The organism is Colwellia sp. KS18-150 (assembly GCF_057551365.1).
Map to the genome: position 1 here is coordinate 1 of NZ_BAAJMC010000037.1, position 13,632 is coordinate 13,632.

The window sequence follows — 13,632 nt, forward strand, 5'->3', positions numbered from 1 at the left end:
ATGATGGTGGACGATACTGGGCTTGAATTAGTGATACGGTGAGGGTGGTAAAGGGTAGAAGGTGCTTTAACGAATTAGTTTATTGTTTTGATATAGTAGAAAGTTTCTAGGATGTTGATGATGGTGGACGATACTGGGCTTGAATTAGTGATACGGTGAGGGTGATAAAGGTTAGAAGGTGCTTTAACGAATTAGTTTATTGTTTTGATATAGTAGAAAGTTTCTAGGATGTTAATGATGGTGGACGATACTGGGCTTGAACCAGTGACCCCCGCCTTGTAAGGGTACCTTTGTTAAGTTTTATTAAACGATGTTAAGTTGTGTAGCTTGTACTATATTGATAATTATAGCATAAACTTATATTAAATGTTTATGCTGTTGTTATCTAATAAAATCAATTTAAACAAAGTGTGTTTGTCTCTGTCACAAAGTCTACACTCTAAAATGGCTCTATTTACCGATTTTTGACCTTTACTTATAATTGTAGCAAACTAAACACATGCTTAATGTTTGAAGGATAATTAAATGGGGAAGGTCAAATATACTGTTCGTACGCCTTTATTAGCAAAAACTCCTATCATTATGCATCCATTAATTGGGGAGGCATTTGAGTATTCCCGTAATCAATCTTATCAATTTGATTTATCTAAACTATCAGCTAAGTCAGTTCAGCAGTTTCAATTACAAACACCATTACATGCAATTCAACAGGAAAAGAAAATATATTTTTTTTCAGGCTGGCATTGGCTTCCTTATTGTAACCATTTTGATCTTGATACTATTGTTGTTTTTATACACAAGAAAATAAGCGAACAAGAAATTTTAAACCTTGCTTGGAGTTATTTACTTTCAACTCAAATGACATCGTATAACCAAGCTAGCAATTTAGCTTGTATCAAAGATATTATCACTCAACTTCCTGCTACAGTGAAGAGCGATCTTCTTTTATCTGGATATACTTCATCTGAGCAAAGAATGGTTGAACAATTAACAGGTGAATCACGTTCGACAATAAGAAATCAAATTAAAAAGGCTGAATCACAAACGTGTACTTTGCCAAGCCATTTATTTCCTAGCAAGGTGTATATTAATTAAGTGTTTATATGAGTGTTAGTGATCTTGTTGAAATCCTACCGAGTAAAAATCTGAATTTGCCATCAGAGTTTGATGCTGGAAAAGTAGTTAAAGAGAATATTAAGCTACTCTTACATAATTTTAACCAACTAGAATTAGTTGATGCTGAAGAAAGGCAATATATTACAAAAGAGTTAAATAAACTCAGCTCAATAGATTTGCCTGATGGTTCGTTGGCTCCTAAATTAAATAAACTTAATAACGCCATCGAAAAGGCTGGGTTTATTCAAACATATACTTGTGCATCGTTTGTTTCTACTGTCCCTGTAAATAGTGCCGAGCTGTATCTTATTGTACAGAGTAAGTTACTTGTTGCAGCAATGTATTTAAGTGGTTTGATAAATTATGAGAAAATTATATCAAAAGCGTTTCAGCAATTTAGGACTATGGTTGATAAAAACGAGAAGCTTATTTTATTTTTACCTGACTTTAAGCTCCCTCTTATTCAATTGATACAAGAATTAGATACTTTAAGGCTTAAGCAAACTAAATTTTCATTAAGAATAATGCCTATAAAAAAGTTACTAGATTGTTATCAAAAAAAAGAACCAGTATATAGGCCTGTTATAAGATTACCTCCTACAACCATTAAACCTGATGGACCAATTATACCTAGGTCTATTGATACTGATGATGAAGCGTCAGAAGTTGTTGAGTACCAACAAATTCGCTTAAGTGGAGATGAGTGTTATGTTGAGGACGTTGAAAGGAATGCAGATCAAGTAAATATCGAGCAATATTATTCTGTTAAAAGTAAGCTACCGAAAGATATTAGCCATTCATTAGCGTTGCAAAACCAAACTGCAAAAGCTGTTATTAATAACATCAATCGTAGGCAGAAAAAGCTTGCTACTAGCACTTCATACTTAACACAAAGAGAAGTCTCTATTCTACTTGAAGAATGTCAGTCAAATATAGGTAAAACAGAAGAGTATACCTTTATCCTAGTGAGTTTGACGACCGGTCGTGGGTTATCAGATATTTACACTGAAAACTTTGAACTAGTTGAGGTAGAGCAAAACTACTATCTTGAGGTGAATATTGATTTACCAAACCATGCGGTTGATGAGCCGCTATCAAAATGGATAAATCGATCATCTCGAAAGCTTCATTTTGACCTTCCATATGTTATAGCTGAAGGACTATCAACTTTCTTCATATTGCATTTTAAACCACCTCCACGAATAGATGAAATTAAAGATATTTTAACTTCTATTAATAAATTGCAACGATGTAATATAACGCTCAATCGTATTAAAAATCACTTTGAATACTTTTTAACAAGAAAGGGAGTTGATGGATCTGAAATTGCCTTTATTCTTAATAAGGGTTTATCACAAGAACCGGGAACCTATTACTACAGCGTAGACACTGAAAGATTAGTAAGTCTTTATCAAGATTATATAGCTTGCTTATTTAAAGAGCCTAATGTTAAAAATAAATCGAACAAGTTTGGCAGCCAGCTTCAAGTAAAGCCAGCAACAATTAGTAACCTCTTTAGAGAAATATCAACTCGATTATCTCAAGAAAGAAAACGGCGAAGTGAAGGCGTTATTGATTTTCATAACTTGTATGTAATATATTCAATTTTGCTATTAAATATTGCGACAGGGCATCGGCCTGTTCGTGATCCTTATGAGTCTCTAGATATTTTTGATCTTAATGCCGAAACTATTTTTATATCTGACAAAGAGGAAAGAACAGAGCTTGCTGCGCGTGTTCTAGTATTACCCGAATTAGCTATTGAGCAAGTAGAATTATATCTAACGCATCTGAAAGCATTGTCTAATTACTATAAACACACCACTCCTGAAATATCGCGCTCAATAATGCTAACTACGAAAAGAAGTGAACTTGTTGATATAACACTGTTCTTTTTTATATTTGATGATGAGCTAGTACCTGTTACTCCGACTAGTTTGAAGGGGTATCTTGATAGTATTTTTCCTTTGCCATTAAATTGGCATAGACACTTTATGCGTACCAAATTACGTGAATTAGGGTTTTCTGGACCGTTTGTAGACGCTTGGATGGGGCATATTGGTCATGCTGGAGAAAATTTCGATCGTTATAGTGGTTTGAGTATGGATGATTTGCGTAATGTTGCTAAGGGTATCAATAATTATATGAGGGATAAGTTATTGATAGAGCCATTGAACGGGATGGATATATATTAATGCCACATTCAAACAATAATGGATTTGGTATTTCAGCGCGTTTTAGTATGCGTAAAAAACGCATTGATGCTATTCATAATAAAACTGAACGATTATTAGCTAAGCACCTTCCTGAGCTATTTGTTGAAAAAACTAACACTTCAGAGGTGCATTATGAAAGAAAAATGAGGGCACTTCAAAAAGATCTACAAAAGCACTTCACAAGTTTATATGAATATAAGTTTGCTAGAAATTGGGTATCTAAAGCTATCAATGATGGAAATAAGCAAGGTAAGTGGTTGTTAGAAGTGCCTCCTTATATGATCCGTGTTAAAAGAGCAGCTCCACTTCGTACACTGAAATGGTTTAGCAATGTAAAACAATTAAATATTTGGAATGTCGAATTTCATAAGGTCATTTATACACCTGATGGGGTGTCCAATTTTGACCAGCATGAGCTGTTAGGTTGCATCTTAATTTCTGCTGCTACTAATGGTGGATTATGTATTCCAAATGCTTTGGCTTCACTAGGGGAGCAATTATATAGAAAAAGTAATCTAATTATTCAAAGAAATGATTGGATTTGGATTGATTTACAATTCAATAATTCAAACCAAGCGCTAAATCATGTTATTAAAGTTGACGATGAGGATAAAGATGTAAGTCTTAGGCGATGGTATCCCGATATGGTCACACTTTCTTTAATTCACCTTTATTTGGTTAAGAAAGATATCAAAGATACTGAAAGCGACTTAACTATGTTGACGGCTATTACATGCTGGAATTTTATGCATCCATTGTTAAAAAAATATGACAACTATGCATCGATAAAATTAAATACGATCAATATATTTTGTAAAGCGGCAGTTGGTTTGACAGAGCAGCAAGATAGTATTCAACTATCACAAGTGAATGTTAATTATGCTTTGGGTATTGTTCCTTGTGCTTCATTAACACCCCAATTTCAATCTTCACTATTTAACACCTTTGAGATAAAAAAAAGCAACTATCAATTTGCTGAGTTAGTTCAAGTACCTTCGAACAAAGCCAACAGCTCATCAAAAAGTAAAAATACTAGGCAAGGTGTGGTTTTTGAACAGTTGATAGCAAAGGTTCGAGATGCTATTGGTATCTATGTTGATAACAATAAGAAAATGAGGGGGAGGGAATATAAACTTAACACACCTAGCAATGCACATAAAAAACTAACTGAAATATTAAGTATGGAGTTACCTGACAATGCTAGATTTATTATTTTATGGTTATTTTATTTATTAGATGAAAAAAAACGTAAAGTAAGAACATTACGCACATACTTTTCAGCAATCGGTACAAAATGGCTAAGTTTTACATCTGAAATTGATTTAAATGTGATCGATGAAAGCGACTTTTTTGAGTTATATGAGTCTATTCTTGATATCGAAGTAAGTGAAAAGACTAAAAGTTACTGTGCGTCACGGTTTCAAGAATTTCATCAGTTTTCGGTAAGAAATTTTGATTTCCCCCCATTATCTCAACCCTTGCCATTTAGTAAAAAGAGTCAATCGTATGTACGAACTGGGTTTATTTCAGAGTCGGTATTTAAGTTATTGTTGCAGTGCGTTTCTCAAATCACTGATTTGCAAGAAAGAACTAAACATGGTTTGATTTGCTTGCTCATTATTGCATATAGAACAGGTCTTAGAAGAGGTGAGCTAATAAAATTAAAATATTTTGATATTGAGGATTCTGATGAAAAATGGCTTTATGTAAGGAATAACAAATATGGAACTAACAAAAGCTACAGCGCCTTAAGAAAAATACCATTAACAGTATTATTGTTGGATGAAGAGCTTGAAATTTTAACTAAATATTTAGCCGTTAGACGTTTTGATATTGATAATAAAACCAACGCGCTATTGTTTTCAATGCCTGCAACTAATGAAATACCTTTAGACGCAAACAAGATTAGCTCAATGGTTAAGTTCTTTTTAAAAGAGATTACATCTGGGTTACCTCTAACGTTTCATCATCTACGTCATAGTGCATTGTCTAAGTTACATGTTGTTTTAGAGCGTGATGAAAAACTAATAGCTGAGCTGACCTCATATAGACCTGAGAAGGCGAGTGCTATTAGAGAGCTGTTAGTCAGTGAAGATATTGAAAATAATCAACGAGATATTTATTGGGCATTGGCAGGGCTTGCCGGACATGTAACACCAGAAACAACATTTGCTCATTACCTGCATTTTACAGATAAAGTAATTGCAAATAAGATTATAAATTCCCGACAACAGTATTCAACAACACAGTTAAGTATATTGAGTGGGCTTTCTAGTAATTTTTTTACGAGGTTATGTAAGAAAGAAGAGATTAAAAAAACTAATGTAGATATCAATCATATTAAATTAGGTTTAATAAAAGGGCTTAAGCCTTACACAGAGGTAATTAAACCAAATAAGAAAAAGCGGACAAGAGCAAGTACTTTAAGAGTTGAAGATATCAATATCAAGCCTTTTGTCATAGAGCCAACATTTGATTTGTGTATGTCTATTTTACGAGACGCGGAACAGGGGATGATTTTATCTGAGCTGGTCATTAAATATCAGTTAAGTGAAGTTATCATCAATAAATGGCTTGAAAATAGCAAAGCGCTATCTGGCTTAGTTACGAGTAAAAATAAATCAAGGCTTTTTTCCTCACTAAAATTGGTACCTAATGGTCAAATTCCATTAGCGCCAAGCAGACCACAAAGCAATAAGGAATTAACTGATGCTGATAAAGCAATTGAGAGTTTACGTAGCTTACATGAAAAGAAACCTCGAAAAATTGAGCATAGTATTAAGTACTTTATCACTCATGTAACGTCATCTTCATCAGGTATTGCTTTTTCTAGTACAGTCGAACTCAAAAGGTTTTTGAAGTTGGTATTGGGTGTTTTTGATGAAAGCAGATGGCGTCTACAGTTAAAGCCTAGAAACCCCTTAGATAAAAAGAAGTGTCAAGAAAGATGGCAAAAGGTAAATGAAAATATAAAAATAGAAATTTTGCAAGAAACCACTTTACGCAGAAGCTTATACCCTAATGGTAAAATTGAGCTATATCTAACCCATCCGGATGAAAAAACATTGATTGAAAAATCAAAGGCATATATGCGTCAAAGTGAAAAGTATAGCTCTAATGCTTTGACGTATATATTTCATGGTTTAGCAATCTATTTGTTTAAAAAAGATGAATGTAAAGCGTTTGTGGACAGAAATAATAATTAACTATTACATGCATCTTTCAATGCCTTACCTGCTTTGAAACCAGGTACATTTGAAGCTGCAATTTGAATTTCAGCACCTGTTTGTGGGTTACGGCCTTTGCGCGCCGCACGAGCAGATACTTTAAATGTACCAAAACCGACTAGCGCAATATCGCCACCATCAGCTAACTCAGATGAAACCGTACCTATTAAACTATCTAATGCACGACCTGCAGAAGCTTTAGTAATATCAGCACCTTCAGCAATTTTGTCTACTAATTGACCTTTGTTCATTGTTATTTTCCTATTTGGTTTTTATTGTTGTTTTAATATTAAACAAATATGTCTATGTAGGGAAATAATTATCGTAAACAGAATTTGATTCTATCTCGCTCAGGGGCACAAAGTGCCATGGAAATTATGATCAATTTGTGCATACTTTATCTCAGCTGACTAAATTTTAGACTTCGTTTTATCACTTTTTAAATGGAAAACAGGCCTTTAGCGTATTTCTATTTTTATGTGAAAATTGAGTTAATATGTTGTTTTTAAAATAAAAATTCTTCAAAATTTGGAATGTTATTGAGTGGAATAACTGCAGTGAAAATGGTTACTAGCTGCTCATAAAGTCGCGTGAAGGCATTGCTGCATCAAGACAAAATAAAATAGGGTAAGTGGAGTGATTTTTGTAGTACTGTTTTTTATCATTGCCGATTTAGCTACTAGGAAATATGGTTCTTAGCATTAAATTGGGATTAGAAAAGGTTTTAATAAAGACTATTTAAAGGAAATACTTCAAATGGTCTTTAAAGTTAAAGAAGTACTATTTCAACTGTAACTTAACGTTAAACCCTCGCAGAGCGGGCAATGATGCAGACTCATCTATCTGCCATATACTATCAAAGTCAAAATTATAACTGCTTTGCATTTCCGCACTTGTATCATCAGATACACAGTAATTTGAACCTGAGTCTAAATCCGGTGCGCTCCAATTAGAGCCAACGAGACTTTTTGACTATTACTATTTCTTTGCTGAGTGGCATAAGAGTGTGTAACTTGACTATTATTATTACTTCCTATTAAAGAACCAAAGTTTCGGTCATATATACTTGTTCCTGATATATCTACGCTTGAATAAACATTGTCTAAAGAGTTGTTATTAATGCCTGTTGACCCACCGATATACCATACGTTTGTTGAATGCGTATTTATCTCCCCCATCGCAAACATATTCGTGTAAGTTTGCTAAGCAGGGCTATCTATTGAGCCAAACAGCCCACCAATTTTACTGCTAGTTGTAGGTGTTTTAATACTAATGTTGACATCAGAATATACATCTCTAATAATTTTTTTGTTCACTACTCCAATTAAATCGCCGAAATTTTGGCCTTTATTCGTACCATAATCACTGTCTATAGTAATGTAGCCTTCGGCCAACGAGTTGCTAACTATTTACTTGTTAGGTCGAAGCTGTATCTATAAAATTAGAATGGTTTTTAATATCCATTAAACGAACTGAATTTTTTTCAAATCAGATACCCACTAGATAAGGATTGCCCAGACTAATTTTTGCTATAATTACCAATATAACCAACTAAATATATATTCGCCATGCATAGCTTCAGTAATGTGCCGTAATTGGTCAATTAGCTCTTGGTTATTGTAGCGAGCCTTTAAATGACTTGATAATATTCCCATACTATTGCCGCGAATTGATAATAGCGTTGGTTGTTTTTTATAGATGCTTAAATAAGCATCTTTAGCTTGCTTAAATTGTCCATTAATCAGTAACTCTAATGGTTTTTGCTGATTATCTGGTAACGGATTTAAAATACGCATTGGACTACCAAACTGATGCCATTCAATAGCACCGTCTTGACGTAATTTAAGTCTAATGCCTGACATATCTGTTGACATCTCGCTATTACCAGCAGGATAAAGCGAAGAAAATATTGATTCAGTTACTTCCATTTTTAACTCGCCATTTTCCTGGGTGATTTCTAAGGCTTTATCTGGGCTGTAATCATAACGGCCAAGCCACTTACCTATAGTCTTTTGGTCTACCTTGTTAGTTATTTTGTTTATTGGTTGATAAGCATATATGGCGTCTAATACAGGATCTTTACCAGCCAAAATATCTTGCATACTTGTTTCAACAGGAATATCAAGGGCAATTGCATCACGTTGGTCATTATCGTATGTGGTATTCCACTCTGAAAATGATAAGTTAACGATTACGTGAGAGTTAGGTAAGCGGTATTTTGCCTGAGGACCAGCTTCTCCGGCAAAACTTGAACTGTCTCCGACCTTTTCGCCTGCGAATAAGGCCTGGGTTTTTATTTCCATATTTCCAGAAAAATTAACAGCTGCAGAAAAAGTGTTACGTCCAGTAATCACAAACAATTTACCATGTTGGTTAATTGCTTTATGCCCTGCAATCGCGTTGACCAGTGGAGCATTTAAAAGCGAATTACCACCGCCATTATTACGCACATCGATAATTAGTTTTTGTGGTGATAAGCTATCAACAGCTTGCATAACTTGTCGGCTAAACTCTGCTATTTGTCCATTTTCGAGCTCTAACACTGAACCGTAATAAACATACAAAGCATTTTCACGTGGGAAATGCTTAAACCAACGCGGTTTATCAGTATTTTGTAAGTAAATAGGTTTAGGGGTTTCCATATCTTGAAGGTATGCCCAGACGACCTCATTATACTTTCGTTTATCTTTTTTAAAAGTATGTTTGCGCTGTTTACCGTTTGCCAATTTTAAGGTTAATGTCATCTTTTGATCAGAGTTAGTAACCCCAGTAGCTTTTAGCAAACCTGCATAGTTGTAGACAAAGCGAGAATGGTTTTTGTAACTTGAGCTACTAACGGCTGGAATGTATTGAGTCATTAATTTAGCTGCTTTTTCTACTGGCGTTTCATCAAAAGCAACAATTTTTGCGCCAAGTAAATGTTGGTATTGCTCGTCAACTCGGGTGATAAATAAACCGTCTTCGAACCACTCGGATCTATAAGGATAGAAGCCAAAACGATCTGCATTATTGCTCACATAAGAGTGGCCATCATTAATATAGGCTACTAATGCGTTAATATAGCTATTAGCTTTATGTGGCTTGATGCTTTTAGCATGCTCAATATATGCTCGTGCTTGATAAAATAGCTCCATGTAACCAGCTTCATCATTAGACCAGAATGGATTGATATGATTATTACGGATGTAGCGATCTAATGTTGTTAGATCTTGTAACCATTGATCTTTGGTTAAATTAGCATTCAATTTATTTTTAGCAATAGACTGCATGAAAGTATGGTAATTATCTCGCATCCTAGGTGAAACAAATGAAATTTTCATGGGAAAACGGCGCAACGAAATGCCAGCTTTGGAAAAGTAATCTAAGGTGTTGCTACTGATGTCTTTACTGCCTTCTGATAAGTCTTGCTGGCCATATTCAAGCTCAAGCATGTGTTTTAAGTCAGGAAATAATTTACGAATATTCATTATATGGATAATATCTAGCTGGTTATCACTAAACATCATTTCAACAAAGCGCTTTTTGCCTAAATACGAATAACCCGTGCACTCAAGTTGTCGTTCTTCGGTAGAGTGTTTATTTAATATTTTAGGGATAGTGAGAATCTTCAGGTTATCGCATTTGCTTGATAGCTTTTCTTTCACTTGTTCGATGTTACTACCGAAAGGAGCAATATGGTGAGCGAATTCTTGCGTATAAACCAGAGGTGTTAGTAGTAGAGATGTGCAAAACAAAAGACCTAATAGAACAGACTTGTTTGTTACAATATGATGTGCTGCATTTAAAAGCGTATGACTGATTTTTTTCATTGCGTTTACCTCATTTCGTTTCTATATAATCATTGTAGAAACGTTTTTGCTGTAATCGTCTTAAAAGATGAATTTAGACTAAATTTGTTTGTTTTTATGCGTCCAATATTAATTTCGCACTTAGTACGAAATTAATATTTCTTTAATAATCAAACGGTTTTTACATATTGACTTGGCGTCATTCCAGTTAAGCGTTTGAATACGGCATTGAACGATGATTTGGAGTTGAAGCCTGCATTGAAGGCAATATCGAGTAAGTTTTGATTTTTTGATTTCTGATTTAATGCTTGTTTAATTTCTTCAATGCGAAATGAGTTAATATAATCTGAAAAATTTTTATTTCCTCCTTGGTTGATTGCCCAAGAAACATCTTTTTCAGATAATCCTATTTCTTCAGACAGATTCCGCAAGGATAATTTAGGCTTTCGGTAAGCGTGAGATTGTTTAACGTGACTATCAATGCTGGCAAAAAGTTGCTGTGCTTGTACTTGATCGCTATTGGTTTGTATTGATTTATAATCATCGATTGTTAATAGTTGATCAAAGTCTGCGATTCCTGAGTACAATTTTGGATGACGAATGGCTTTAATGACTAGATAACTGGTTGTTAAGATCAAAAGTGTAAGCTCAATAAAGTACCACTGTATCAGCAATTGATAATCAATTACTTGTTGTAGGTTCATACGAATAAAAGAAATAAACTTTGTAATAAATATAATGGAATATATTCGTATCATCCAAGCTAATTTATATTTCTCTTCATACGAGGTGATGTTTTTTAGTACTTGGTGGTAACGGTGTAACAGCTTAAAGGTTAGAGCAAAGTAGATAATTAATATTGCAAAAGCTATTTGCATTAAAGTAGGCCAATATGCAGTAAAGCATAAGGCAACTATAGCAGGAGAAAAGTGAATACAATGCTTGCTTAAACTAATATCACCATAGATTAAATTCTTGGTAAATAAGTAGTATAGTGGGCCTATTGCTAGAGGAATAGCAGGAGTAATTAAATAGAAGTCTCGAGTTATTCTTAATTCTTCAAGAATATTGAAAAGCATCTGTAGTGCATAGGTTGCTAGTAGAAACGCCAGAGCTTTATATTGTCTTTTATTGAAAACTAGCATAATGCTAAATAGGCATATGCTTATTAAAATAATATGAAGAACATTTACTGGGTAAATAGTAATAGATGTTACGGAGATTATGTTCATTGGTACAAAACTCTCTTGTTCTAACTACCTCTTAATGCCTAATTTATAGAAGTATTTTGATCATGAACTAACAACCATTCATTGTGTTGTTTCTTGAACACTAAAGTTAAATATTGCTTTTTATGAATTGGTTTTTTATTTACCTTGAACTCTCTATAGTCAACCCACAGTATAACTAAACCTAAATTTTCATTCTCTATTGTTCGCAGCACTTTAGTTTCAAAAGTCCAATCATTCGAATCAAACCATTGTTTCATCATTGATTTAAATTTAGAAATGTCATTTACGTAATTACCATTTGGTAAAATCAATGAGAGATCACCGTCTTTATTTAAAGTAGATTCAAATGTCAAATAGTCCTTTTCTTGTATTGATTTTATATGTTTCTTGAATGTGCATTCAAAGTTACAGCTGTTAGCTTTAGCGGGTAAAATGCAAGCTATAGCCAATAAAAGTAGTGCTGTTATTGTTTTCATAATACTTATCTATTTCCAGGTATATTGTTATTTAGAGCTAGTTTTCATTTCCCATACTTGCCATAGAGGAAGGGATTGACTCTTTGCTAAATCCATCGCTATCTTTTGATGATATTTAGAAAGTTCGAGCTTATTTTCACCTTTTAAAGCTAAGCTATATTGATGATGCCATAAAGCAGAGGTTTTACCTTCCAACTCAATTCGTTCAAGGATGTCTTTAGCCATATCGTACTTTCTTGTCGTGTTGTAGCCTTTTGCCATATAGTTAGTTATGTTGACAATTGACTCTGGAAAATGATGTTTTACTGTTGCTAATATTTCATTAGTTTGGGCTAGTTGCTTGGTTTGAAAAACATATTTTGAGAATTTATATGCTTGTAGCCAGCCAATGCTGAAACCATTGAAACCTTCTTTCTTTTCAATAAAAGTATTTAGAACTTCGGTAACATTTTCATGTGCTTTCAACTCATAACCGTCTTCAAAATAATCTGGAAAAAGGAAGTTGAAGCCTCCTTCTAGTGCAGGTAAGGCTGTTGTGTAGTGGGTTTCTTCTGGGTATTTTTTGAAGGCTATCTTAAATTTCTCATTTTTATTTTTGAGTATCTCATTATAAGCGTTTTCTACTCCCATTCCTTGTTCGTTGGCTACTGATAAATAAAAAGGAGCAAGTTTTTTACTTTTATTCTTAGAAATGAAATCAATAATTAGCTCAGACGTTGAATAGTCATCGTACCAATAGCTAGGACTCATGGCTAAGAAGGCGTCGAAAGGGGAATCAGTTTGAACCATCGCGTAAGTTGTAAAAAGGCCTCCTAAGGAATAACCTGCTAATATCCTGCTTTTATTTGTACGATAATTGTTGTCTATGTGAGGTATAAGCTCTTGATTTATATATTTATAAAACTCCTTTGAACCTCCGAAATCATCATTTTCATCTACAGGCCAAGTCGTTTGTTTTAAGTAGTCAGAGTGCCCATTAGTGGCAATGCCAACGACAATCATCGGTGGTATTTTACCCATACTAGCTAAATGTTTGGTAGCAGCTGCAACATGCCTAAACTGAAAGTCACTATCGACAATGTAGATTGTCAAATAATCCTTGTTGTTATCTTGGTAATTCTCTGGCAAGTCAACTGTGAATCGCCTTTCTTGATGTAGTGCTTTTGAGAAATGGCTATTTAGCACCCCTGATTCAAGCACTTCGACAGCCAAAGTGTGCAATGGTGTGGCTATTAAAATTATCAATATTAAAAAACGTTTCACTATATCAATTCCTATAATTGTTGATTGTTTAACCTAATTAGTACTTTTTGATTTGAGCGTATATCGAGAATAGTCGAAGGGTAATTCGACTGTTTAAAATTGATATTTAATTGGTATAAAACGGTTCATTCTAATGATGAGGTGGATATAACCATATTAGTAATTAAACATTTAATCGAAGGTTCTTATTTAAATGACCTAAGAGATGAACGATATCATCTCATTAGCAGCATTCAAAATTTGGAAGCAGCTAGTAGTATTTGTTTCAATTTCTCCCTTTCATCACTCAAATCCCCCTGAACTTCATTTTCGTA

General features: G+C 34.0%; 8 protein-coding genes. 3 read left to right on the forward strand and 5 right to left on the reverse strand.

Going from position 1 to position 13,632, the window contains the following annotated elements; genetic code table 11:
- Positions 1-525: 525 nt before the first annotated feature.
- From AC27IF_RS20045 to AC27IF_RS20055, 3 genes are read left to right on the forward strand one after another with little or no spacing between them, the layout of a single operon-like run.
- The gene (locus AC27IF_RS20045; protein WP_487056127.1) at positions 526-1,095 is read left to right on the forward strand and encodes a hypothetical protein; all 570 of its coding nucleotides are present in this window, start codon (positions 526-528) and stop codon (positions 1,093-1,095) included.
- An 8-nt stretch (positions 1,096-1,103) separates the two neighbouring features.
- Positions 1,104-3,311 carry a hypothetical protein gene (locus AC27IF_RS20050; protein ID WP_487056128.1) on the forward strand — a complete coding sequence of 736 codons (2,208 nt, stop codon included), beginning with the start codon at positions 1,104-1,106 and terminating at the stop codon, positions 3,309-3,311.
- A 47-nt stretch (positions 3,312-3,358) separates the two neighbouring features.
- Positions 3,359-6,538, forward strand: coding sequence for a tyrosine-type recombinase/integrase (locus AC27IF_RS20055; RefSeq protein WP_487056129.1), 3,180 nt, complete (start codon positions 3,359-3,361; stop codon positions 6,536-6,538).
- Here AC27IF_RS20055 and AC27IF_RS20060 read toward each other — a convergent pair.
- The 5 genes from AC27IF_RS20060 to AC27IF_RS20080 form a co-directional block, all read right to left on the reverse strand.
- Complete coding sequence (locus tag AC27IF_RS20060; protein WP_487056130.1) at positions 6,535-6,810, reverse strand: HU family DNA-binding protein; 276 nt, start codon at positions 6,808-6,810, stop codon at positions 6,535-6,537. The two genes, AC27IF_RS20055 and AC27IF_RS20060, sit on opposite strands and share 4 nt — an antisense overlap.
- A 1,284-nt stretch (positions 6,811-8,094) precedes the next feature.
- Positions 8,095-10,368 (reverse strand): hypothetical protein, encoded by a 2,274-nt coding sequence (locus tag AC27IF_RS20065; protein WP_487056131.1) that lies wholly within the window; start codon positions 10,366-10,368, stop codon positions 8,095-8,097.
- 149 nt (positions 10,369-10,517) lie between these two features.
- Positions 10,518-11,579 carry a helix-turn-helix domain-containing protein gene (locus AC27IF_RS20070; protein ID WP_487056132.1) on the reverse strand — a complete coding sequence of 354 codons (1,062 nt, stop codon included), beginning with the start codon at positions 11,577-11,579 and terminating at the stop codon, positions 10,518-10,520.
- A 38-nt stretch (positions 11,580-11,617) separates the two neighbouring features.
- The gene (locus AC27IF_RS20075; RefSeq protein ID WP_487056133.1) at positions 11,618-12,055 is read right to left on the reverse strand and encodes a YybH family protein; all 438 of its coding nucleotides are present in this window, start codon (positions 12,053-12,055) and stop codon (positions 11,618-11,620) included.
- Between the two features lie 27 nt (positions 12,056-12,082).
- Positions 12,083-13,318 carry an alpha/beta hydrolase gene (locus AC27IF_RS20080; protein WP_487056134.1) on the reverse strand — a complete coding sequence of 412 codons (1,236 nt, stop codon included), beginning with the start codon at positions 13,316-13,318 and terminating at the stop codon, positions 12,083-12,085.
- Positions 13,319-13,632 lie beyond the last annotated feature (314 nt).